The sequence below is a fragment of the Rhodococcus sp. B10 genome (assembly GCF_011770055.1).
GTDB classification, from domain to species: Bacteria; Actinomycetota; Actinomycetes; order Mycobacteriales; family Mycobacteriaceae; genus Rhodococcoides; species Rhodococcoides kyotonensis_B.
Map to the genome: position 1 here is coordinate 1 of NZ_JAAFYV010000050.1, position 24,053 is coordinate 24,053.

The window sequence follows — 24,053 nt, forward strand, 5'->3', positions numbered from 1 at the left end:
CGCCGAATCCGCCCCCGAAACCGCCGCCCCCACGGCTGCCGCGGAGCACGCTGTCGATGAGGATGCCGCCGAGGACAGCACCTGCGGTACCGCCCCCGGATCCTCCGCGCGGGCGTCGGCTGTCTTCCCAGTCCCGGACGTCGGCCTGTGCCTGCTGCGACGCCCGCGACGCCAATTGTGCTGCAGCTTGGGCATGTTGGAGTGCCGTGGCGGGATCCGACGCCTCGAGGTGCCGTGCCGCGTCGAAGTGCCGTTCGGCTTCGGCGAGATGTGTCCTGGCAGTGGCGCCGACACCACCACGCCGGGTCGAGATGTAGTCCTTGGCGGCGGTGATCTGGGATTGTGCGCCGCCGAGGTCCCGCTGCAGCCGAGCGCGAAGAAGGTCCTCCTGCGTCTTGGCTTCGGTCGCGGAGTCGATCACGGCGTCGAGATGCCGATCCGCCTCCACGAGTCGGTTGAAGCTGCCCAGCGGATCGGCGGACTGCGACGCCACCGCGCTCCGTAGCGCCTCCTCGGCCGCGGCGCGGGCGGTCTGCAGTTCCTGACCGCCGTGCTCGGTCAGCGTGGCCGCGTTCGCGATGTCGCGTCGCACGTCCTCGATCGCCGCTGGCAGCGTCGCGATGGCGTTCCGAATGTCGTTCTGCGCGTGGTCGACTGCGTCGAGCAACGACCGCGCCTGGTCGACGGCTTTCTCTGCCGTGCGCACGGCGGAGACGAGTTCGCCCTGTTGGCCTGCGGGTTTCGCGGCTGCTGCACGGCCCACCTCGATGTTGCGCTCGGCCAGTTCGATGTCCTCGCGGGCCATCACGATGTTCGACGAGATCGATGCGAGGGCCGGTTCGGCGAATTCGGTGTGCAACCGAGCCAGCACCGCCTCCGATTCGGGCACACGGACGGTCAGCGCGACGACCGCCTGCGTCAGCGAGTCGAGCGTCGACCCCGCGTTGATCAGCAAGTCACGCATCTGCTCGAATTCGGCCACGCGAGAGTCGAGTTCGTGATCGGCCCGGCCGCACGACGAGATGATCTGGATCAGCATCGAACGGCGCTGATCCGGGGTTTCGGGAATCGCGTCGTCGAGACGCTGGCGAACTTCGAACGCGGCGCCGAGCGCCTTCTTCGCCTCCTCGAACGCGGTGATGAACGGGGCCGCCGTCGTGTCGCCGAACTCCGATCGCGCGATCGCGAGTTCTTCTTCGCTGGCCCGTACCGCGTTGTCGGTCTCGACGAGCATGGAGTGAGCCCGCGCGTCGAGCACGTCGAGCGGCAGAGCCGACAGTGCAGCGGTGTCGGTGGGGTCGATTCGTTCCGCGGCCTCGATGCTTGCCTGCTGGTGCTTCTTCTTCCGTCGCGACGAATAGGCGACGGCACCGCCACCGGCGACGACGACCGCACCCGCGCCGATGAGCCACGGAGTCGCAGATCCACCGGATCCGGAGGACGAATAGGCGTCGGAGAGGGAGCCGGCCGTGACGATCGCCGCCCCTGCCCAGTCCTCCTCGCGCAGAGCGGGTTCGATGTTGTCCGTCTGCATCTCCGTGATCTCGGCGTCGGTGATCTCGGTCAGCCCGGTGGGGACCCACATGCTGTAGGAACGGTCGACGGTCGCGACTGCGAGCAGGACGTCGCGATCGCCGAAGCTGCTGGCCTGAGCCGTCGCCTGTGCCCACGCCGATGGATCGGTGTCGTCGAAGTCGGCGACGTAGACCACCCACAACCGGACACGATCGGAGTCGTACAGGTCGTCGATCGCAGCCTGCACGTCGGCAATCTGACCGTCGTCGAGAGCTTGTACGGTGTCGGTGATCTGACCCGCGAGCCGGGACGGTCGGTCGGCCGACGCCGGTGCCGCGGCACCCAGCAACGCTGCGAATCCGAGAATCGTCGTGAGGACACTGACTGCGAAGAAGCGCCGGACTGCCATGGGAGAAGAATCTACCGGGACGGTCGTTCCGGGCGGAGTCGTGACAGTTGTCATGCCAGGGTCGTGACGCTCGAACGAGGCTCCGGGCCTGCATCGACAGCAGAGTTGTTCTCATGACAACGACACCAGCAGTGCTTCTCGAGCATCTGAACAAGTCGTACGGGTCCGTGCAGGCTGTCGCCGACGTCAGCTTGCGCGTCGAACCCGGGGAAGTGGTCGCGTTCCTCGGTCCGAACGGCGCAGGCAAGACGACGACCATCGACATGATGCTCGGTCTCGCGACCCCGGACGCCGGCAGCGCCCAAGTCTTCGGGACCTCCCCGGCCGACGCGATCAGCGCGGGACGCGTCGCCGCCGTCATGCAGTCCGGTGGGCTGATCCGTGACCTGACCGTGCGCGAGACGGTGCGTCTCACCGCAGCGCTGTTTCCTCTAACCCAACCCGTCGACGACGTGCTCGAGCGGGCAGGCATCGCGGATATCGGCGGCAGACGCGTCGGGAAATGTTCGGGCGGCCAGCAGCAGCGTCTGAAATTCGCGCTGGCGTTGCTGCCGGAACCGGACCTGCTCGTTCTCGACGAGCCCACGACCGGCATGGACGTCGAAGGCCGACGCGACTACTGGGATGCGATCCGTCACGACGCCCGCCGCGGCCGAACCGTTCTGTTCGCTACCCACTACCTGGACGAGGCCGACGCGTATGCGGACCGGATCGTGCTGCTGCGCCATGGCCGGATCGTCGCCGACGGCAGTGCAGCCGAGGTCAAGAATCTCGCATCGGGCCGCACGGTCACCGCGACCGCACCGGGCATCGATCGATCCGCGGTCCTGCAGCTGCCCGGCGTCGACAAGGTGGAGACGCGCGGGGACCGCGTACTCGTCCACGGACGGAACTCCGATGCCGTCGCGCGGTACTTGCTGGACGTCGGCGCGACCGATCTCGAAATCGTTTCCAGGAATCTCGAGGACGCGTTCCTCGCACTGACCACCGATCGTTCCGCCGACCTCGTAGGGAGCTGGACATGACCACGCTTGCATCTCGAAAGACGTTGCCGCTGGGCGGTTTCAGCTTGACGTTCCTCGGCCTGGAGATCACACGCCTGATCCGCAATCGACGGACCGTCGTGTTCACGTTGGTGATGCCGCCGGTGTTCTTCGTGATCTTCGGGACGCAGTCCGACTACACGAGCAACTACGCGTTCGCGAACGGCAACGTCACGGCGTTCGTCGCGATCAGCATGGCGGTCTACGGTGCGATGCTCGCCGCGACGAGCGGGGGAGCGATGGTGTCGGTCGAACGTGCACAGGGCTGGAGTAGACAACTGCGACTGACCCCGCTGCGTCCTGTCGCCTACATCGTCACGAAGATGTTAATCGCGATGACGATGGGACTGGCGTCGGTGGTCGTCGTGTTCGCCGTTGCGGCCGCGTTCGGGGCGGACATGCCGCTGTGGGTGTGGTTGTCGACGGGAGTCATCGCGTGGCTCGGCAGCTCGGTGTTCGCCGCGTTCGGGCTGTTCATGGGATACCTGCTGCCGTCGGAGAACGTCATGCAGGTACTCGGACCCGTGCTTGCGGTGCTCGCATTCGCGGGCGGGTTGTTCGTTCCGCTCGCCGACAACGGCTGGTTCCCGATTCTCGCGAGGTTCACCCCGCTGTACGGACTCGCGACCGTCGCCCGCGCGCCGTTCACGGAACCGTCGTCCGGCACGCTCGCGATCGCCGCGGTGAACCTGGTCGTGTGGGCTGCGGTGTTCGTCGTCGGCGCCGCGATGTTGTTCCGACGCGACACTCGGCGTGTCTGAGGCCGGTACTACCGTGAGCACCATGACACCAGCCGAGACGGAGGCATCCGAGAACGTGGGTCGGATGTCCCGTTTCGGCTGGGCTTTCGGCATGATCTGGCTGTTCTACCTCGCTTACCCACTCGGAGAAGCTCTTTCACTGCCGGACGTGTGGCAGAAGGTGCTCGCGACGCTCGTGATCATCGCGTTCGGTGCCACGTTCGTCGCGACGTTCTGGGGTTTCCGCAACGCGAATCGAGCTCACCGACGAATTCGGTCGAGCTACGCGTGGGCAGGACTCGGCGTGATGGGCGCTCTCGTCGTTGCTCTCGCGGTAATGGTGGGTACCCAGGCGTTCGGCGCGACGATCTACATGGCCGTCCTCGCCGTCATGACGCTGCCCAGCAGACAGGCCTGGACGACGGTTGCCGTGATGGTCGCCGTCGTCGAGATCGTTCCCCGCCTCGTCCCCGAATGGAATCCCGGCACGTTCTTCGCGTTCCAACTCGTGATCAGTGCGGTCGCCGCCTGGGGGATCACGCAGGTGTTCAAGCGCAATCACGAACTTGCCGCTGCGCGTCAGCAACTCGCAGACCTGGCGATCGTCGCCGAGCGGGAACGCGTCGGCCGCGACGTGCACGACATCCTCGGCCATTCGCTGACCGTCATCACGGTCAAAGCAGAACTGGCCGGGCGGTTGATCGATATCGACCCTGCCCGTGCTGCCGTCGAGATCGGGCAGGTGGAGTCGCTCGCCCGTGAGGCGTTGAGCGACGTCCGGTCGACCGTCGGAGGCTTGCGCAAGGTCGACATCGCCACCGAATTGGCCAGTGCGCGTTCTGCACTGGCGACCGCGGGAATCGAACCCGATCTACCAGCCGACGCCGACGTCGTGCCGCTGCGTAACCGCGAACTGTTCGGATGGACGTTGCGCGAGGCCGTCACCAACGTGATTCGGCACAGCGGCGCCGAGCGGTGCACCATTGTCCTCGGTGCGACGCGCATCGAAATTTCCGACGACGGTTCCGGCATGACCGGTCGCTCGGGGGAGGACGGAAACGGGTTGCGCGGCTTGGCCGATCGCGTCCGCGCGGCACAGGGGTCGCTGTCCGTCGGCCGATCGGCGGCGGGTGGGTTCAGTCTCGAGGTGGAGTGCCCATGAGTATTCGTCTGATGCTCGCCGACGATCAGGCGCTCGTGCGCGGGGCGCTGGCCGCCCTGCTCGACCTGGAGTCCGATCTCGAGGTCGTCGCGGAAGTCGGCCGAGGAGACGAAGTCGTGGCTGCCGCCGCCCGGCATCTACCCGATGTCGCGTTGCTCGACGTGGAGATGCCGGGTCTCGACGGGATCGCCGCGACTGCAGCCTTGCGTCGGGCGGTGCCGTCGTGTCGGGTGATGATCGTCACCACCTTCGGCAGGCCCGGATATCTGCGACGTGCCATCGATGCGGGCGCCGATGGATTCGTCGTCAAGGACACTCCCGCCCGCCAGCTCGCCGACGCCGTCCGACGCGTCCACATGGGCTTGCGCGTTGTGGACCCGACGTTGGCGACGGAAACCCTCACCGACGGCGTCTCGCCGCTGACCGCCCGTGAGCGGGATGTTCTGCGCGAAGCCGCGGCCGGTGGCACAGCTGCTCGCGTCGCCGCGGCGCTGCATCTGTCCGAAGGAACCGTGCGCAACCATCTGTCCTCGGCGATCGGAAAAACGGGTACGACGACGCGTGCCGAGGCCATTCGAGTGGCCGAGAGCCGCGGGTGGCTGTGACCCGGTCTGCGTGTCGTCGTGTCGCGCTCGCCGGCGTGGCTGGCAAACTCGAGGGGTGAACTCGACTCTCGACCGTGATCCGTACGGAGATCATTACGGCGACCCGTACGGTCCGCCGGATCCCGAGCCCACGCGGCTCGGCTTCTTCGGCACGCTCGGACGGTGGGTGTCACGGCTCTTGCTGGGCGTCGTGCTGATCGGTCTGCTCGTCGTCGGTGGTACCGCCTTCCGCGTGTGGCAAGTGGCCCGGATCGACGACAACACCGCCGCCGACGCGATCGTCGTGCTCGGCGCGGCTCAGTACTCGGGGACACCGTCGAGCGTGTTCGAAGCGCGACTGTCCCAGGCTGCAGACCTGTTCGAGCAGGGCGTCGCGCCCGAGGTCGTCACCGTCGGCGGCAAGCAGGAAGGCGACCTGTACACCGAAGCTGCGTCGGGTCGGAACTATCTCATCGAGCAGGGTGTCCCGGCCGATCGCGTGATCGCGGTCGAGGAGGGCTCGGACACGCTCGAGAGCATCGAGGCCGTCAGCCAGACGCTGCTCGCGCAGGGCAAATCGTCCGTCGTACTGGTCAGTGACCCCTGGCATTCGCTGCGCACGCGCACGATGGCCCGCGACGCAGGCCTCGACGCATGGACGTCGCCGACGCGTACCGGCCCTGCCGTCTACACCCGCGAGTCGCAGGCGCACGGAATCGCTCGCGAGACCGGCGCGTTGCTCTGGTACCAACTGACGCACTTCAATGCGGACTTCTCCTACACGGCAGGCCAGTGAACTTGAGCTCCTACAGCGAACACGACTACGAGCGCTTCGTCGCCGAGGCGCCGAAGACAGCCGGGCTCGACGCGACCCATGAGAACGCGTCGCACCGCAGCGCGTTCGCCCGTGATCGCGCCCGCGTGCTGCATTGCGCGGCGCTCCGGCGACTTGCCGACAAGACCCAGGTCACCGGCCCACGCGACGGCGACACCCCACGTACACGGTTGACCCATTCGCTCGAGGTCGCGCAGATCGGCCGCAGCATCGGCGAAGGTCTCGGCGCGGACCCCGACCTGGTCGACCTCGCAGGGCTTGCGCACGACATCGGCCACCCGCCCTACGGCCACAACGGTGAGAGGGCGCTCGACGAGATCGCCGCCGACTGCGGTGGCTTCGAGGGCAACGCCCAGAACCTGCGCATCCTCACCGGACTCGAACCGAAGGTGCTGGGCGACGACGGCAGGAGCGTCGGGCTGAACCTCACGCGCGCCTCGCTCGACGCAGCCATCAAGTACCCCTGGCTTCGGCCGTCGCCCGGTGCGAAATTCGGGGCGTACGACGACGACAAGCCGATTCTCGACTGGGTGCGCGACGGCGCGCCCAACCGTCGGCGATGCCTGGAAGCGCAGTCGATGGACTGGGCCGACGACGTCGCCTACTCGGTGCACGACGTCGAGGACGGCGTCATCGATGCCCGCATCGATCTGCGAGCCTTGGGCGATCCGACAGCTCAGCGCGAGTTGGCCGAACTGGGTGTCCGCGAGTTTCGCGGTCTCGACGCCGGAGAGTTGATCGAGGCGGCCGACAGACTGTCCCGCATGCCCGTCGTCGTCGCGGTCGGAACGTACGACGGAACGCTCGCCGCATCGGTCGCGCTGAAGCATTTGACGAGTGAACTGGTCGGTCGCTTCGCGACCGCTGCGATCGACGCCACCCGGGTCAAGTGGGGGACCGATCCGCTGTCGCGGTACGACGCCGATCTGGAGATCCCCGCGGTCGTCGCGTCCGAGGTCGCGCTGCTGAAGACGATGGCGCTGCGCTACGTGATGTCCGACGCGAGTCACAAAGTGCGCCAAGGACGCCAACGTGACCGGATTCACCGCGTCGCCGAGTGGTTGTTACGCTCTGCGCCCGCCGAATTGGACCCGATCCTGGTTCCCGCGTGGAATGCGGCGGGAAGCGACGGCGAACGGACACGCGTGGTCGTCGATCAGATCGCGTCTTACACCGAGAGTCGGCTCGAGCTGGTCGACAAGCGCAGCCTGGGAGCTCAAGCCAGCTGGGGCTGAGCCGACCGCAGGAAGTACTAGACTGCCGTGCGTGGCCGGCCGAATTCCTGAACGTGACATAGCCGCCATTCGCGAACGCACACGGATCGAAGACGTCGTCGGTGACTACGTCTCGCTCAAGCGCGCGGGCGGCGACTCGATGAAGGGGCTGTGTCCCTTTCACGACGAGAAGTCGCCGTCCTTCCACGTGCGGCCGAATCACGGGCACTTTCACTGCTTCGGCTGCGGCGAGGGCGGCGACGCCTACTCCTTCCTCCAGAAGATCGAACACATCTCGTTCGTCGAGGCCGTCGAGCAACTCGCGGATCGACTGAACTACTCGATCAATTACGAGGGCGGAGGAACCTCGGTCCAACGTGACCGAGGCACGCGGGCGCGTCTGATAGCTGCGAACACCGCCGCGCAGGAGTTCTACGCAGCGCGGCTGCGTGAACCGGATGCGCAGACCGCCCGTGACTATCTCACCGAGCGCAACTTCGACGGCCAGGCGGCTTTGACGTACGGCTGCGGGTATGCGCCCGACGGCTGGGACACGCTCACCAAGCATCTGCTCGGTCGAGGCTTCGAGGCCAAGGAGATCATCGACGCCGGCCTGGCGACGCCGGGCAAGCGCGGAACACCCATCGACCGATTCCGTCGACGGCTCGTCTGGCCGATCCGCAGCCAGAGCGGCGACGTCATCGGCTTCGGTGCGCGCAAGCTGTTCGACGACGACACCATGCCCGGCAAGTACATCAACACGCCGGAAACCATGCTGTACAAGAAGTCTCAGGTGTTGTTCGGCCTCGATCTCGCGCGCAAGGAGATCGCGAAGTCGCATCAGGCCGTCATCGTCGAGGGCTACACCGACGTCATGGCGATGCATCTCGCCGGCGTGAAGACCGCAGTCGCGTCGTGCGGCACGGCGTTCGGTGAGGACCACCTCGCCATGCTGCGACGACTCATGATGGACGACAGCTACTTTCGTGGCGAGGTCATCTACACGTTCGACGGCGACGCCGCCGGTCAAGCCGCCGCGATGAAGGCGTTCGAGGGTGACCAGAAGATCGCCGGACAGACCTTCGTCGCCATCGCGCCGGAGGGCATGGACCCGTGCGAGTTACGGCAGAAGTCCGGTGACGGCGCGGTGCGCGATCTCGTTGCGCGTCGGACTCCGATGTTCGCGTTCGTCGTCAAATCGCTTCTGAGCGAACATGATCTGGACACGCCCGAGGGACGCGTCGAAGCGTTGCGTCGCACGGTTCCGGTCGTCGCACGCATCAAGGACGCGTCGCTGCGAGACGAGTACGCACGCCAGCTCGCCGGCTGGGCCGGGTGGGACGACACCGCGATGGTGCTGAAGCGCGTGCGGGACGAGGCCAAGAAGGGTGCGCGCGGCGGGGATGCCCGAGGCAAACGGGCGCCGTTCGAGAAGCCCCGAAACGAGCCGGAGGTCGCGTCGGGTCCTGCGCGACCGCACCCGAAAGACCCGGTCCTGTGGCCGCAGCGCGACGCGCTCAAGTCGGTGCTGCAGCATCCGGCGATCGCGGGGTCGGTGTTCGATTCGTTGCCGCCGGAGACGTTCACACACCCCGCGTACGCGGCCGTCAGTGCCGCTGTCGCCGCCGCGGGCGGTACCGCGGCCGGGTTGGGTGGGGGAGCATGGGTCGACGCCGTCGCGAAGCAGGCCGACGGACCCGTCGTGCAGTCGCTGGTGATGGAACTCGCAGTCGAGAACATCAACGTGGCCGACGCGGCGCTCACCCGCTACATCGGCGGAGTGCTCGCGCGTCTGCAAGAGGTGTGGGTGGGTGAACAGGTCGCCGAACTGAAGTCGAAGATGCAGCGCATGTCACCGGCCGACAATCAGGACGAGTACTACGCGCTGCTCGGGGACGTCATCGCCCTCGAACAGTACCGACGGAGTCTGCTGGAGCAGGCCATCGGCAACGTCGAGGACGACTCCGCCGCCGGCTAGCCCTTACGCAACTGATCCTGGGGGATGTACAGCTGGGTCTCGTCGTCGATGGGTTTCATCGGCTCGAGCCTCGGTTGCGTGTTCAGCGAGTCGGACAACTTCTGGCGGATCACCTCGATGACCTTCTTCGTCGCCGGACTGCCCGCCACGGCGGCCGCGGTCTTGCGAATCTGCTCGTAGCGACCACGCCCCGCCTTGGCTCCGAGTACATACGCTGCCCCGGCAGCCAGAACCACACGAATCATCACTGTCCTCCTCTATGTCCGGCAGGTCGTCCGCAGGCTCCACACGCCATACCCGTTCTCACGTGCTGTCCATCCTGCCTGACGGGGGCGATTTGGTACTTCCATGGGGGTGTGCGCTATTGTTTCTCTCGGCCGCACGAGAGTGCGAAGCCACGGAGTAATCCCCTGTAGCTCAATTGGCAGAGCTTCCGACTGTTAATCGGACGGTTGCTGGTTCGAGTCCAGCCGGGGGAGCGCTGAGCCCCCATCCAGTTCACTGGGTGGGGGTTTTTCGCGTTCCGGTGCCGTTCGGAAATTTACCCTCCTGTTGTGCGGTCCGGGGGGCGTGAAAGCGCACAAAAGGAGGGTAGATTTCGCGTGGCCGGGGCCGCCGAGCCCACGCGTCGGGAATAGCGGGTCAGTTCGACACCCTGGGCCTCACGGTGATCGAGATGCGGCGACTGTCGCACTGAGTCACTTCGAAGGCCGGACCTCACCCGCAACAGATGAAGTCACTCGGCGGAGCCGCTTCTACCGTCTACTGAGCCGACGATTCTCTTTCCTGAACGGAGACCGCACCATGGGAACGGTCATCGGAGAGCTTCTGCCACTGGCAGTGGGGGTAGCGATATCTCCGATTCCGATCATCGCGGCGATTCTGATGCTGCTCGGAAAACGAGCTGGCAGTACCAGTATCGGCTTCGCAGTTGGATGGGTTGTCGGGATCATCGTCGTAACTACAATTTTCGCCGTCGCTGGCGGCGCTGCAACCGGGCCGGACGACGAACCGTCCACGACGGCGTCGTGGATCAAGCTCATCCTCGGCGCGTTCCTACTCGCACTCGGTGTTCGTCAGTGGCGCTCGCGTGCAGCCCGGCACGAGGCACCCAAATGGATGGCTGCGATCGACGACATGACTGCGGGCAAAGGGGCCGGCGTTGGTTTCGCACTCGCCGCAATCAACCCGAAGAACGTACTGATGTGCATCGCTGCAGGCATCACCATCGGCGGCGGCGCGAATGGCACCGGGGAGACCATCACCGCAGTCGCCGTTTTCACCGTCCTCGCCGCTTCGACAGTAACGGTACCCGTCATCGCGTATCACGCTGCAGCACAGCGGATGGCGCCCACACTGGCATCGCTCAAAGAATGGTTGGAAACGAACAATACCGCCGTCATGAGCGTTCTGATTCTGGTGATTTCGGTGGTCTTGATCGGGAAAGGCATAGGCGGGTTGTTCTGACCCGCAGCGCAAGAACTCGTGAGGGGACTCGATAGGTCGATGAGCAACCACTACCCCCGTCACATCGTGTTCTCCTCGTTGTTCGGATATCGGGCTCGTTTTCTGCGTCCGGATATTCTCGCCGGTCTCACGGTGTGGGCTGTCCTGGTCCCAGAAGCATTGGCCTACGCAACCATCGCGGGCGTTCCGCCTGTCGTCGGACTGTATGCGGCGGTCCCCGCCCTCATTCTCTATGCGGCAGCGGGTAGTTCGCGACACCTGATCGTGGGGCCGATGTCCGCGACCGCCGCGCTGTCGGCGTTACGAAACGAACTGGAGCGCAGGGGCCTTGCGTTCCGCATCGCCCGTGACACCGGACAATTTCGCGACGTTCTCGTAACCACCGGAGAAGGAGATCCACTACCGGTGTTCGTGTCGATCGCCGACGCCTTGTCGGCGGAGGACCCCCCGTGCACTCAGTGACGGCCGCATCGAACGGCGTCGACGTTCCAAGACTCGACGGCTCGGGCGTCCTGCATCAGGGATCCGCACCAGCGATGCATGCTCGTGCTCATGGTGTGACGATCGAGAAAGAGGTGTCGGGTCGGGTGGTCAGGTCGGTAATTCGTTTGATGGTCGAAGTGTCGCCGTCCATGGTGGCCTCGGTGTCGTGGCCTGCGAGTAGGCCGAGTAGTTGCGGCTTCGTCAGCGTGACCGTGAGGTCGGCTGGGTCCGTTCGACGTGTCGGGTAGTGGATGAGGGCGCCGTTGTGCAGTTCCATTCGATAGATTTCATCGACGTCCGTGAAATGCCAACGGATCGAAATCGTTGTGTCCCAAGCTTTCGGGCCATCGATGCGGATGGCGATACTGTCGAACACCTGCGTGATGGTGAGAGCTGCCGCCATTCCAGCTGCGCTGACTTCCGCTGGGTGGTTCGATCCGTTCACCTCGTCCGCGCCGACGAGAAAGTTATTGCGCCAGGTTGCGCATTCGGAGCCGTATCCCAGGCGTGTCAGCACGCTCTCGAGTACCCCCTTGGCCTCAGCGTGGTCTGGCTCGGCGAACACCGCGTGGGCGGCAAGTTCGGCCGCGAAGCGAAGGTCGCCTTCGTCGGCGAACTCCTTCGCTCGCGCCACCGCTACATCGATGCCTCCGAGCGCACGGACGTAGCGTGCGCCCGCCGCCTGCGGTGGGTGTTGCCATAGGTGCGCGGGGTTGCCGTCGTACCAGCCGATATAGCGCTGATAGATCGCTTTGACGTTGTGGCTGACCGATCCGTAGTACCCGTGGGTGTGCCATGCGGCGTCGAGTGCGGGCGGCATCGAGAAGTCTTCGGCTATCTCGGTTCCGACCAAACCATCGTTGAGTAGCCGCAATGTCTGATCGTGCAGGTAGGCGTACAGGTCTCGCTGCTCGGTGAGGAATGTGACGAGCTCGGTGGTGCCCCAGGTCGGCCAGTGGTGCGAGGCGAACGCGACGTCGCAGTCGTAGGCGAATAGTTCTATTGCTTCGGCGAGGTATCTCGACCAGTTGCGTGCGTCGCGAACTTCCGCGCCTCGCAGTGTCAGCAGATTGTGCAGGTTGTGCGTGGCGTTCTCTGCAAGACACAGAGCTCGGTGGTCGGGGAAGCAGAAGTTCATCTCCGACGGCGCTTCGGTGCCGGGCGTGACCTGGAAGGTGATACGAACGCCATCGAGGGTTTCGGTTTGCCCGGTGTGCGTGATGTCCAGCGTAGGGGCGAGGAGGCCGACAGTTCCAGTCGATGTGCTGGGCCCGAGCCCAGCGCCCAGTGTTCCGGTTGCGCCCACCGGAAGTACGACTCCGGTGTGATACATCCCCCGGCGCAGCATGGCGTTCCCGGCATATACGTTTTCCGAGACTGCGTGCTCGAGAAAATGCTCGGGCGCCACGATCGGCACCGTGGTGTCGGCGTCGACGACGCCGAGCACACCACCGAAATGATCGATGTGCGAATGGGTGTAGATGACGGCGGTCACCGGGCGGTCTCCACGATGTCGGCGGTAGAGCGCGAGGCCTGCGGATGCACATTCGGCCGACACCAAGGGGTCGATGACGATGACACCGGTGTCACCTTCGACGAGGGTCATGTTGGACAGGTCGTAACCACGAATTTGGTAGATCCCGTTCGTGACCTCGAACAGTCCGTGGATGGCGGTGAGCTGCGCTTGCCGCCACAAGCTCGGATTGACGGTGTCGGGGCATTCTCCCGCCGTCGCGGCCTCGAAATTCGCAGCGTCGTAGACCATCCGGCCGTCTGGAGTGCGAACTCGAGCGGGGTCCAGAACGTCGATCAGACCACGGTTGGCGTTGGCGAAATCGGTGCGGTCGGCGAAATCGGCGGACATCGATCCTCCTCGGTGGACACAGGATTGCAAAGGTGTCGACCAACGGGCATCGATAACCCAATCCGGGTTGGCGGACGAGATGCTGCATGCCGTCGCGAATCGGTGACCGCGATCTGTTCCGATTGACAGCATGCACCCACAGAGAGATGACGACCTCGCCCGTTACGGGTGAGTGTTGCGTGCTCGAGGTCTGCGAGCGGATAGGCGGCCACGTCGCGAATCAAGTGAAGACGGTCCCCAGTGGATTTCGATTTGCGGGCTACCGCGGCCGGCGTCGAACAGGCCGGATCGGTGTCACCGGATCGGATGGGTGGTGGTCTTTCTTGGCCCGGTAGAGCGCGTCGTCCGCGCTCGACAGCAATTCCTCGACTGCGCATCCGGCGTGGTTCTGTGCGATACCGATGGAGATGGAGACGCCGATCTCGCCGCTGGCGGTGAAAATCGGCGCCGCTGAGGACCGGTGCATCCGGTCGGCCACATCGGTTGCAGCAGTGGGACTTCCGAGTTCGGTGCGCGGGAACAGGGCGACGACGAATTCGTCGCCACCGATCCGGCCGATCACCATCGAAGAATCGCATTCCGCGGACAGACGTTGCGCGGTCGTACGGAGCACGAGATCGCCGGTGATGTGTCCGTACGTGTCGTTGATGGTTTTGAAGTCGTCGACGTCGATGAACAACAACGCATCCGGGACCGATAGCTCGTCGGAGATTCGGGCGATCCGCTCGAACAGGGCGGCCCTATTCAGGACACCGGTGAGGTCGTCGAGCCGGGATCGGATGAGTAGTTCTCGATATGCCTCGATCGTGCTCGAATGCGCCCGCGTTTCCTCGGTGACATCGCGATAGCTGATGGCAACGACGTCGTCGACGCAGGTGGCGGTCACTTCCATCGTGGTGCCGGGAAGGTAGATCGACTCGGTGCGCAGTGTCACCTCCCCTTCGGTGCGGAGGACTTCTCGGTGCAGGTAATCGAGATAGGTGTCCTTCAACGCCGGAAGTACGTGGTGAATGTGGTGGCCGAGGACGTGGCTTCGGCGAACGCCCAGATGCTTCTCGCTCTGCGCGTTGATGTAGCGGACGGTCATGTCACGGCCCAGGATGACGAACCCGAGCGTGACGTTGTCGAGAACGTGGGTGAGCAACGCTTCGCGACCCAATTCCGGGTCCAATTCCAGAACGACTCCGGTGAGCACGTCCGGACCGCCCCAGGAGCCGGGTTCGATGGCGACGCTACGCGTGAGGACGTAGCGAATCTCGCCGTTGGGGCGGCGGATGCGGTAGACGCATTCGGCGCCGATGGAGGCCAACGCGTCCCGGTACAGGTCGGCGACGACGTCGTGATCGTCCGGGTGGACGCGCTCGGCCCAGATCTCGAACGGTGGCCGGTCCCCGGTGTCGTCGAACAGCGCGGCGGCCCGGGCGTCCCAGGTCATTGTCCGGGTACCGACATGGAATCGGGTGATGCCGATTGTCGGACCGTCGGGGTCGATCTGCGACACACCCGGGGCGGCCGGTGTGGTCTCGTCCATCGCTTTACCTCGTACCCATCACCCCGACCGGTAAGAATCCTCAGTGTGCACGTCGACACCGGTTCCGGGGTCGTTACAGGCGTCCTGACCGAAAGATATCCGGCTTGCCCGGCGTTCGGACCGGATCGGACGTCGTGTGTGGGGTCGGCACGTCACATCCACGGCATGTCCGGGTCGAGCGGGTGGGAGATCGCGCCGTCGTCGGGCTCGAGGGGATAGCTCGCGGCGTGGACGGGAGTGCTGGCGGGTCCCATGAGGTCGACGCCGCCGGGCTGGGTGAGTGACGTGCCCGGCTCGTACAGTTCGATCTGTTCGGGTACGTCCTCGTCCGGGGCGTCGCATGCCACCATGGGCCAGGCATTCGCGCAACCGATGCGGTCGCGGACGTGCACTGTCTCCGGGGTCTGCGGCGCGCCGGCATGCGCAGGTGTTGCTGCGGCAGTGGAACTTTGCGCGAATGCGACACCGAACCCGAGGGCGACGCCGATTGCGGTTGCGGCTGCGGTGCGGGTGGTGATCGTGGACATTGCGGGACTCCTGTAATCGGGGTGTGTTTCGGACGAGCTCTACTTTTGCCGGAAAGTCGGTGCCCGATAACACCCCCGAGGGGGACGTTCGTCGACCCGCGTGGGGGCGACGATGTAACCCTGGGTGTGGTTCCACGCCGCACACGTGCGTTCAGGGGCTGTACTCGAACGACACGCAGACGACAGGTGTCGAATCGGCCACGTCGAATCCATGTGCGCGCGCGAAGTATCGACGGTGACTCTCTCGCCACTGCTCGATGTCTGCGTCGCCTTCGCCCTCGGATTGTGCGAACTCCCACGTGACTGCACCGAAGGTGGTCACCACGACTGCAGAGATCGTCAAGTAACCGATACCGCGACCACTGCTGTCGACGAGGACCATGCGTTCGCCGACATGTTCCAGTTCTTCGCCCTCGGCGTCGTACTCGGACCGCAGCCCCGCCGTGCCGCGTTTGAGTCCCTGCCGAATCAGCGACGTGAGCCCGTCGCGACTCGCACCCGGTGTTCCGATCTCCATGACGCGGAGACCGTCGATCCTCGGAAACATCATGCTCCTTGCTCTGCGCGACAGTCGGGCTCGACCGACTGGACCATCGTGCAACAGTAGACGGACGTACGCAGTCATAATCGATGCGTGACTGCCGACCTTCCGAACTTCCGATTCAACCCTCGCGCATACGAACTCGGTTACTTCGTGAACGAATCGGGGAAGTGCGATGCGTGCGGCCGGGAACGCGAACTGAAGTACCGTGGCTCGTTCTACTGCGTCGACGAGGTCGACTACCTGTGCCCGTGGTGCGTCGCCGACGGAACCGCCGCGCGCACGTTCGGAGGTGAGTTCAACGACTGGCTCGGGATCGAGGGGGTTCCGTCGTCGCCCGACGAACCGATCACCATCGACGTCGACGAATCGCGTGAAGTCTCCGAGCGGACACCGTCGTACCCGACGTGGCAGCAGGAGCAATGGAAGTCCCATTGTGGGCGTCCATGCGCGTTCGTGGGCGATGTCGGCGCTGACGACCTTCAGAACTACCTGCACGAACACGATTTCGCCGCTGATGTGAACGGCGGCACCGGCTACGACACGACGGTCGTGCGCTCCTTCCTCGAACGAGAGGGCGACCTGGCGGGGTACCTGTTCCGGTGCCTGTCTTGCGGTGCGCACCGCCTGCACGTCGACGCGAGCTGACCCGCGGTTTGCCTGTCGACCGATCGGGCACCCGAACAACATGACTGCATACACCGGATTCGACACCATGCCCATCGCCGGGACGTGGCGGGCGGGCAGCTACGGCGAGGTCTCCGACGACGTGAACCCCTATTCCGACGAGACCCTGACTTCCCTCCCGCTCGCGAACGCGGACGACGTCGACGACGCGTTTCGCGCTGCTGCTCACGCCCAACGTGACTGGGCTGCCACGCTGCCGACCGAGCGGGCCGAGGTCTTCTTCCGTGCCGCCCAGGTGATGGATGCGCGCAAGGACGAGATCGTCGACTGGCTGATCCGTGAAGCAGGAGGCATCAGGCCGCGGGCGGAGTGGGAATGGCTCGCCGTCCGCGCGGTGATGCTCGAAGCCGCGAGCTATCCGACGCGTTCCGCCGGACGCATTCTGCCCGCCGCGTTGATCGACGGAAAGGAAAACCGGGTCTACCGACAGCCGCTGGGCGTGGTCACCGTCATCAGCCCGTGGAACTTCCCGATGCAGCTGTCGAACCGTTCGGTCGCGCCTGCGCTCGCGCTCGGAAATGCCGTCGTCCTCAAACCCGCCAGCGATACCCCGGTGACCGGTGGGCTTCTCCTGGCCAAGATCCTGGAGGAGGCAGGACTTCCGAGCGGCGTACTGTCGGTCGTCGTCGGAAAGAGCAGCGAGATCGGCGACGCCGTAGCGCAACATCCGACCACTCGACTCGTGTCGTTCACCGGGTCGACGCCGGTGGGCAAGGGGATTGCCGAGTCTGCCCCGCTGACGAAGATGTCTCTCGAACTCGGTGGCAACGGGCCGCTTCTCGTCCTGGGCGACGCGGACCTCGAGGCGGCGGTGGACGCGGCGATCTTCGGTTCCTTCTTTCATCAGGGCCAGGTGTGTATGGCGACGAACCGCATCATCGCGGTCGACAGCGTGCACGACGAGGTCGTGGACCGTCTGACCGATCGAGTGCGCGCGCTGACCGTCGGCGATCCGTCCGACCCGTCGACGCAGATCGGGCCGATCATCAACGATTCGCAGGTCGACTCGATACTGGACAAGATCTCGCGCGCCGAAGCCGATGGTGCGGAAGTGCGCGTGCGCGGCGCACGATCCGGACCGGCCCAGCGGGTACTCGGGCCCCACCTCGTGCTCGGCACGAACGAGGTGGCGACCGCTGCGGAAGAGGTCTTCGGTCCGGTCGCGACCGTCATCCGCGCCCGAGACGAGGAGGACGCCGTCGCACTCGCCAACGACACCGAGTACGGACTGTCCAGCGCGGTCTTCACCCGCGACGTGGACCGAGGGGTGCGCGTCGCGGCCCGGATCGACGCCGGAATGACACACGTCAACGACACCACGATCAATGACGAACCCAACACGGCCTTCGGCGGTGAAAAGAACTCAGGCATAGGCCGATTCGGTGGCGATTGGGCGATCGACGAATTCACCACCGACCACTGGATCGGGGTACAACACTCCCGACGGCAGTACGCGATCTGACGCGGGGTCAGAACTTTTTGCCGGTACGCCAGGCCATCTCCTGCAATGTCCAGGTGTTGTCGTCCGGGTCGGCGAATGCCGCATACTTCACTCCGCCACCGACGTCCTGGATCTCCTCGACGTGGACACCCCGCTCGATCAACTCCGCACGCGTCGACTCGATGTTCTCGACGACGAGGTGCAACCCCTTCGTCGACCCGGGCGGCATGTCGTACGCAGGCAGCCCGGTACCGATGCCGATGGAGCAGGCCGAACCGGGCGGCGTCAGCTGTACGACGCGTTTGCCCGGGGCGGGCTGTACATCGACGTCGGCGACGAAGCCCATCTGTTCGGTGTAGAACTCCTTCGCCAGGTCGACGTCTTTCACGGCGATCGGAACCAGTTCGAGCTTCATGTCCATCGTGTCTCCTTCGGAGTCTTCAGGGCCGCGGCACATCAGCTTCCCATCGTTGTCGGCGCTCGTCGTCGGATTGTTCCCACCACGGCGTGCCACGTTCTCCGAGCGCCACTTTCGTGGCCTGCACACCAGCTCTGGATTCGGGTGCGCCGCCAGTACGCTTCACTTCCCGTCGCCACGCCATCAGGATCGATCTGAGTTCAGCGCCTCGGTCTTCGGGAATCGCGGGATCGGTTGCACGCCAACGCCGGCCCTTGACGATGATGTACCGCCCGTCCTCGGTGTGTTCGATCTCCTGGGACATGGGAAGAAGTCAACCACGCCGACCGAGGTCTACGGGTGGTGTGTTGCCCCGGGCCGGTGCAGCGTCACGCAGGCACGGCCGCACTCGCGAGTCCGAGACGCTCCGCGATACGCGCGGCGAGGTCGGTTGCTTCGTCGACGGAGCGGGTCGAATAGTGCAGGTCGACGAACGCGCCGTCGACGCCGTCCGCTGCCAACGACTCGACGACCGCGACGAGGCTGTCGATGCTTCGACCTTCAGCGATGTTGACTCGGGTCTCGCGACGCAGCGCATCGGGGTCACGTCCTGCGTCGACGGCAGCCGAACGCGCGATCGACCACAGATAGGCGGCGTATTCCGCGGGCATGTCCGACGAATTCACCCATCCCTGCGCGCGCCGACCGATCCGTCGCATCGACGCCTCCGAGAATCCAGCCAGCAGAACCGGTGGGCCACCCGCCTGTGCGGGCCGAAGATCGACGGCGGACGTCGGAATGTCGAACAACGGACCGTGATGTTCGACGGGATTCTCGGTCCACAACGTATGCAGCACGTCGAGTGTCTCGTCGAACCGCTCGGACTTGCCGGTCCACGGAACACCGACGGCGTGGTACTCGTCGCGCATCCACCCCAGGCCGAGTCCGAGGACCAGGCGACCGTTCGAGATCAGATCCAGGCTCGTCACCGCACGTGCCAGCAGGAGAGGGTTGTGCCACGTCGCGTTCACGGTGCTGGTACCCAGTCGGACGGCGCTCGTCGCAACCGCGGCGGCCGTCAACGTGAGCAACGGATCGAGCGCCGCAGTGAACTCCGGCGGATACGGATGTTCCGGGGTGCCGCCGAGCGGATAGAGGTCCGTCGGTTGCAACGGCGTCAGGACGCGGTCGCCGACCCACAGCGATCGGTAGCCGAGTTTCTCTGCGGTGTAGGCGAACTCGGCGACGCGGGTACCGCCGCTCTGCGATCCGAGCTGGGGTAGGCAGATTCCGATGTCCATCGTGGACCTCTCTCTCGTGTACGAGGTGTCACGAGAAAGAGTGCTCGCCGATGCTTGCCGTCCGGTTGGAGTCGGCTTAATTGCCGGGTGGCTCACACCTCGCGTGGATCCTACGACCCCAGCGCCCGTCGACAGGTTTCGTACCCGACTCAGTAGACGTCGCGCACGTATCGTTTCTCCGCCGCCAGGGCCTTCACGTAGGCATCCGCACTGGCCGGGGCCAATTTCCCGTGCTGCGCGACGATGCCTTTCAACGCGCCGTCGACGTCCTTGGCCATTCTCGACGCGTCGCCGCACACGTAGAAGTTCGCGCCCTGCTGCATCCAGCGCCACAACTCGGCGCCGTGCTCGGCCATGCGGTCCTGCACGTAGATCTTGGAGCTCTGATCGCGGGAGAACGCCAGATCGAGGCGGGTGAGAAAGCCGTCGTCGACCATGGCCGTCAGTTCGTCGCGGTAGTAGAAATCGGTCGCGGCGTGCTGCTCACCGAAGAACAACCAGTTCGGGCCGGTGTGTCCGAGAGCGCGACGCTCGTGGAGAAAAGCACGGAACGGCGCGACGCCCGTGCCGGGGCCGATCATGATCATCGGTGCCGTCGGGTCCTCCGGTGGTTTGAAGTGTGTCGACTTCTGTACAAAGATGCCCACGTCCTCGTCCTCGGCGTGGTCGGCGAGGTACGTCGAGCAGACTCCGCGCCGCGGCACGCCATGCACGTTGTAGCGGACCGTCGACACCGTCAGCTGCACCTCGTCGGGATCGACCTTCGGGCTCGACGAGATCGAATACAGCCGCGGCTGAAGCGGACTCAGCACCTCCAACCACTCGTCGATACCTGCTCGGACGGGCAGGTGGGTGAGTACATCCACCGACTGGCGACCCCAGGTCCAATCGGACAGCGCACTCTTGTTCTCGGGCAACAACAACCGTTCCAGGTCGGCGTCTCTGGTTCGAGAATGCACGAACTTCAGCAGGGCGGGAGTAGCTTTCGCGATTTCGAGGCGGTGACGCAGCGCGGTCCGCAGCGGCATCGAGTCGTGTCCGGCCAGGTCGACGACGGTCTCACCGTCCAATTTCGTCAGATCCAGCCACTCGTCCACCAGGGCGTCGCTGTTGCGGGGCCACACTCCGAGCGCATCACCTGCCTCGTAGCTCACCGTGCCCTCGGGAAGGTGAAATCCGAACTGGCGCACATCTTTCGCGGATCCGGGGGCGCTGATCCGTGTGTTGCGGACCAGTGCGGTCGGCAGTGGTGACTTCTTTCCATAGGTCGCAACGAGTTTCGGTGCGTTGGGCGCGACGGGCACGGCAGAATCGGCGACGGCCCGACTGTCGGACGAGCCCAGCTTCGCCAGGACGCGGTCGAGCCAGACCGAGGCCGCCTCGTCGTAGTCCGGCTCGCAATCGACCCGGCCGACCAGGCGCTCCGCTCCGAGGTCGACGAACCGGCTTTCGAGTCGCCGGGCGTTGCCGCAGAAGTCGTCGTAGTTCGAGTCGCCGAACCCGAGGACGGCGAACCGAATTCCCGACAGGTCGGGCGCGTCGTCGCCGGTCAGCCCGTCCAGGAACGCAGCGCCGTTGTCCGGTGCGTCGCCGTCGCCGGTGGTGCTGCTGACGAGCAGAACGTCACGGTATCGTGTCAGGTCGGACGCTGAAAAATCGTCCATGACATGGCTTTTCACGATGAATCCGGCGGAATCGAGTGCGGCTACGCAGGACGACGCGAACTCTTCGGCATTCCCGGTCTGTGACGCCCACAGCACCAGAACCGGAGCGGTCTCGGAGATCACGCCGGTCTCGGCTACAGCCGAGCCGGGGGAGGAGACGTCGGCCCGAGAGTAGACGCCGGCCAGCAGCCCGCTCAACCACGCGTGCGTCTCCGGCGACAGGGGAGAGGCCGTCGGCAACGTCGGGACTCCGGCCGCCGACCCGTCGGAGCGTAAGCCCGCCAACAACCCTGCGACATACCGTTGTTCGATCAGGGGCAAGGGCAGGTCCGGCCCCGAATGGTCGCCGACAAGCTGTGCGAGGGCATCGATCGGAGACATCGTTCCCCCTGTGTTCTCGGCGGACACTGTGTTCTCGGTGGACACTGCATTCTGGGTGGATGCTGCGTCGTGTGCCTGGTGCCCAGCTACTTTCGTCAGTGTCACCGCGCACACCTTGAACTCCGGCTGCTGCGAGTACGGGTCGACGGCGTCGTTGGTGACGGCGTTGATCGCCAGGTACTCGCCGAACGAGTCGTTCCAATGGAACGGTGCGAAACAGTCGCCCGGGCGGACCCGGTCACTGACGCGCGCAGGCAACACGGCCCGGCCACGACGCGACGCGACCTCGATGCGGTCGCCAGTCACGCACTTGATCCTTTCCGCGTCGAGTGGATGAATTTCGACGAACGGCTCGGGGTTCAGCTTGGTGAGCTTCGCGACCTTGCCCGTCTTCGTCATCGTGTGCCACTGATGTTGCAGCCGACCGGTGTTCAGCAGGAACGGGTAGTCGTCGTCGGGCATCTCGGCGGGTGTCATCGACGGACGCGCGAAGAACTGCGCGCGCCCGGTCGGCGTCGGGAAGGATAAGCGGGGCACGCTGCCGTCCTCGAGGGTCCGCAGCGTCTGGCTGACGCCATCGTTCAGATAGCGGATGGGGTGGCGGTCGCGGTCGTCGTCGGGCGGGCACGGCCACTGCAGCGGCGTCCGCGCGAGACGTTCGTAGGTCACGCCCCGAATGTCGTACCCGGTCTTGGGATTCGAGAAGCGTTTGATTTCTTCGAACACGTCCTCGGCGCTCGCGTAGTCGAACGCGTCGGCGTATCCGAGTTCCGACGCCATCATCGCGATGATCTTCCAGTCGGGCATCGCCTGTCCCGGCGCATCCGTTGCCGTGCGGAAGAGCGTCATGTTCCGTTCGGAGTTGATCATCACGCCGTCGGACTCGGTCCACAACGCTGCAGGCAGAACCACGTCGGCGTATCCGCCGGTTTCGGTGTCGTCGAATGCATCCTGCGTCACGACGAGTTCCGCACGTTCGAGGCCCGCGATGACGGTTTTGCGATTCGCCACGGACGCAACGGGATTGGTGCAGATGATCCAGCATGCCTTGATGTCGCCGTCGGCCATCTTGGCGAACATGTCGACGGTGCCGCCACCGACGTCGGTGCGCAGCGTGCCCGGCGGGAGGTTCCACTGTTCCTCGGTGAAGGCGCGGTCGTCGTCGACGAGGACGCTGCGCTGGCCCGGAAGTCCGGGGCCCATGTAGCCCATCTCGCGGCCACCCATGGCGTTCGGCTGGCCGGTGAGCGAGAACGGTCCGCTGCCCGTCCGGCAGATCGCGCCGGTCGCAAGATGCAGGTTGATCAGTGCGTTCGTGTTCCACGTGCCGTGGGTGGACTGGTTCAGGCCCATCGTCCAGCAGCTCATCCAGTTGCCGGCCTCGCCGATCCATCGTGCGGCGGTCCGCAGATCGTCTTCGGCGATTCCTGTCCTGGCACTGACCGCAGCCGGCGTGTAGTCGGCGAGAAAATCCTCCATGCCGTCCCAGCCGTCGGTGAACTCCGCGATGAATTCCGGATCGGTGTGTCCTCCGGCGACGAGGAGATGCAGCAGACCGTTGAGCAGGTCGAGATCGGTGCCAGGCGCGATCGGCAGATGCAGGTGAGCTTTGTCGGCGGTCGCGTTACGACGCGGGTCGACGACGATCAGTTTGGCGCCCTGCTTGACGCGATCCATCATGCGGAGGAACAGGATGGGATGGCAGTCGGCCATGTTCGCACCGGAGACGAAGAAGACGTCCGCGTGGTCGAAATCCTCGTACGATCCGGGCGGCCCGTCGGACCCCAGCGACTGCTTGTAGCCGGTGCCTGCACTGGCCATGCAGAGCCGCGAATTGGACTCGATCTGGTTGGTGCCGATGTAGCCCTTGGTCAGCTTGTTCGTCAGATACTGAGCCTCGAAGGACATCTGTCCGGACACGTACATCGCGAACGAGTCGGGTCCGTGCTCGTCGATCAGCGCACGCAGCTTCTGTGCCGTTTTCTTGATGGTGTCGACGACGTCGGCGTCGACGGGGTCGTCGCCGCGGTCGAGTCGCACGCGCGCTGTGGTCAGGCGTCCCGGGGCTGCCAGCATGTCCGCGGTGGTCGAGCCCTTGGTGCACAAGCGTCCGAAGTTCGCGGGATGTGCCGTATCGCCGACCGACTTATGAATCACGCGGAGCTCGGAATCGGAGGGTCGACCGATCTGCAGGGTGATTCCGCATCCCACGCCGCAATACGCGCACACTGTCTTCACCGTGTCCACGCCGGGCTCGACCACTCCGGTTGCCACGCCTGTCTCCGTCAC

General features: G+C 65.2%; 20 protein-coding genes, 1 tRNA gene and 1 pseudogene. 12 read left to right on the forward strand and 10 right to left on the reverse strand.

From position 1 onward, the window contains the following. Positions 1-1,924 (reverse strand): TPM domain-containing protein (locus RhoFasB10_RS24060; protein WP_167678977.1); only part of this gene is annotated, 1,924 nt, incomplete at its 3' end. A 113-nt stretch (positions 1,925-2,037) separates the two neighbouring features. On the opposite strand from RhoFasB10_RS24060, the gene RhoFasB10_RS24065 reads away from it, so the two are divergent. The 7 genes from RhoFasB10_RS24065 (at position 2,038) to dnaG (ending at position 9,480) form a co-directional block, all read left to right on the forward strand. Next, positions 2,038-2,949: an ABC transporter ATP-binding protein gene (locus RhoFasB10_RS24065; protein WP_167678979.1), complete on the forward strand. Its 912-nt coding sequence runs from the start codon at positions 2,038-2,040 to the stop codon at positions 2,947-2,949. Then, on the forward strand, positions 2,946-3,728 hold the full coding sequence (locus RhoFasB10_RS24070) for an ABC transporter permease (RefSeq protein WP_167678981.1): 783 nt from the start codon (positions 2,946-2,948) through the stop codon (positions 3,726-3,728). Before RhoFasB10_RS24065 ends, RhoFasB10_RS24070 begins: the two co-directional genes overlap by 4 nt. Before the next feature lie 22 nt (positions 3,729-3,750). After that, the gene (locus RhoFasB10_RS24075) at positions 3,751-4,869 is read left to right on the forward strand and encodes a histidine kinase (protein ID WP_206031307.1); all 1,119 of its coding nucleotides are present in this window, start codon (positions 3,751-3,753) and stop codon (positions 4,867-4,869) included. Further along, positions 4,866-5,474 (forward strand): response regulator transcription factor, encoded by a 609-nt coding sequence (locus RhoFasB10_RS24080; RefSeq protein WP_068420457.1) that lies wholly within the window; start codon positions 4,866-4,868, stop codon positions 5,472-5,474. The genes RhoFasB10_RS24075 and RhoFasB10_RS24080 overlap by 4 nt, the downstream gene beginning before the upstream one ends. 166 nt (positions 5,475-5,640) lie before the next feature. Then, complete coding sequence (locus tag RhoFasB10_RS24085; RefSeq protein ID WP_254303370.1) at positions 5,641-6,249, forward strand: YdcF family protein; 609 nt, start codon at positions 5,641-5,643, stop codon at positions 6,247-6,249. After that, positions 6,246-7,523 (forward strand): deoxyguanosinetriphosphate triphosphohydrolase, encoded by a 1,278-nt coding sequence (locus RhoFasB10_RS24090; RefSeq protein WP_167678985.1) that lies wholly within the window; start codon positions 6,246-6,248, stop codon positions 7,521-7,523. The genes RhoFasB10_RS24085 and RhoFasB10_RS24090 overlap by 4 nt, the downstream gene beginning before the upstream one ends. A 31-nt stretch (positions 7,524-7,554) precedes the next feature. After that, positions 7,555-9,480: a DNA primase gene (dnaG, locus tag RhoFasB10_RS24095; RefSeq protein ID WP_114332130.1), complete on the forward strand. Its 1,926-nt coding sequence runs from the start codon at positions 7,555-7,557 to the stop codon at positions 9,478-9,480. Here dnaG and RhoFasB10_RS24100 read toward each other — a convergent pair. Continuing rightward, complete coding sequence (locus RhoFasB10_RS24100) at positions 9,477-9,725, reverse strand: hypothetical protein (RefSeq protein ID WP_167679008.1); 249 nt, start codon at positions 9,723-9,725, stop codon at positions 9,477-9,479. The genes dnaG and RhoFasB10_RS24100 overlap by 4 nt on opposite strands. Before the next feature lie 161 nt (positions 9,726-9,886). Here RhoFasB10_RS24100 and RhoFasB10_RS24105 point away from each other — a divergent pair. From RhoFasB10_RS24105 to RhoFasB10_RS24115, 3 genes and pseudogenes are all read left to right on the forward strand, one after another. Beyond that, positions 9,887-9,959, forward strand: a tRNA-Asn gene (locus RhoFasB10_RS24105). Between the two features lie 325 nt (positions 9,960-10,284). Then, positions 10,285-10,947, forward strand: a complete 663-nt coding sequence (locus RhoFasB10_RS24110) for a GAP family protein (RefSeq protein ID WP_068420465.1) — start codon at positions 10,285-10,287, stop codon at positions 10,945-10,947. Positions 10,948-10,986: 39 nt separating this feature from the next. Next, positions 10,987-11,247 (forward strand): annotated as a pseudogene (locus tag RhoFasB10_RS24115) (SulP family inorganic anion transporter); the annotation flags it as partial. Between the two features lie 250 nt (positions 11,248-11,497). On the opposite strand, the gene RhoFasB10_RS24120 reads toward RhoFasB10_RS24115, so the two are convergent. The 4 genes from RhoFasB10_RS24120 to RhoFasB10_RS24135 form a co-directional block, all read right to left on the reverse strand. Then, positions 11,498-13,294 carry an alkyl sulfatase dimerization domain-containing protein gene (locus RhoFasB10_RS24120; RefSeq protein ID WP_068420471.1) on the reverse strand — a complete coding sequence of 599 codons (1,797 nt, stop codon included), beginning with the start codon at positions 13,292-13,294 and terminating at the stop codon, positions 11,498-11,500. A gap of 259 nt (positions 13,295-13,553) precedes the next feature. Further along, a complete protein-coding gene (locus tag RhoFasB10_RS24125; RefSeq protein WP_167678987.1) occupies positions 13,554-14,825 on the reverse strand; it encodes a sensor domain-containing diguanylate cyclase in 1,272 nt (423 codons plus the stop codon). 152 nt (positions 14,826-14,977) lie between these two features. Beyond that, on the reverse strand, positions 14,978-15,352 hold the full coding sequence (locus RhoFasB10_RS24130) for a hypothetical protein (RefSeq protein WP_167678989.1): 375 nt from the start codon (positions 15,350-15,352) through the stop codon (positions 14,978-14,980). Between the two features lie 151 nt (positions 15,353-15,503). After that, on the reverse strand, positions 15,504-15,902 hold the full coding sequence (locus RhoFasB10_RS24135; RefSeq protein WP_206031308.1) for an ASCH domain-containing protein: 399 nt from the start codon (positions 15,900-15,902) through the stop codon (positions 15,504-15,506). Between the two features lie 84 nt (positions 15,903-15,986). On the opposite strand from RhoFasB10_RS24135, the gene RhoFasB10_RS24140 reads away from it, so the two are divergent. Together RhoFasB10_RS24140 and RhoFasB10_RS24145 are read left to right on the forward strand one after the other, a co-directional pair. Continuing rightward, entirely contained in the window at positions 15,987-16,541 is a 555-nt protein-coding gene (locus RhoFasB10_RS24140) for a CbrC family protein (RefSeq protein ID WP_068420475.1), read from the forward strand. Positions 16,542-16,581: 40 nt separating this feature from the next. Beyond that, on the forward strand, positions 16,582-18,042 hold the full coding sequence (locus tag RhoFasB10_RS24145) for an aldehyde dehydrogenase family protein (protein WP_167678992.1): 1,461 nt from the start codon (positions 16,582-16,584) through the stop codon (positions 18,040-18,042). A 7-nt stretch (positions 18,043-18,049) separates the two neighbouring features. Here the strand turns inward: RhoFasB10_RS24145 and RhoFasB10_RS24150 are convergent, their stop codons facing one another. From RhoFasB10_RS24150 to RhoFasB10_RS24165, 4 genes are all read right to left on the reverse strand, one after another. After that, complete coding sequence (locus RhoFasB10_RS24150) at positions 18,050-18,442, reverse strand: VOC family protein (protein WP_167678994.1); 393 nt, start codon at positions 18,440-18,442, stop codon at positions 18,050-18,052. Between the two features lie 19 nt (positions 18,443-18,461). Next, entirely contained in the window at positions 18,462-18,743 is a 282-nt protein-coding gene (locus RhoFasB10_RS24155; protein WP_167678996.1) for a hypothetical protein, read from the reverse strand. Between the two features lie 64 nt (positions 18,744-18,807). Further along, positions 18,808-19,719 (reverse strand): TIGR03619 family F420-dependent LLM class oxidoreductase, encoded by a 912-nt coding sequence (locus RhoFasB10_RS24160; protein ID WP_167678998.1) that lies wholly within the window; start codon positions 19,717-19,719, stop codon positions 18,808-18,810. 149 nt (positions 19,720-19,868) lie between these two features. Then, complete coding sequence (locus RhoFasB10_RS24165; RefSeq protein ID WP_167679000.1) at positions 19,869-24,038, reverse strand: bifunctional nitrate reductase/sulfite reductase flavoprotein subunit alpha; 4,170 nt, start codon at positions 24,036-24,038, stop codon at positions 19,869-19,871. Positions 24,039-24,053 lie beyond the last annotated feature (15 nt).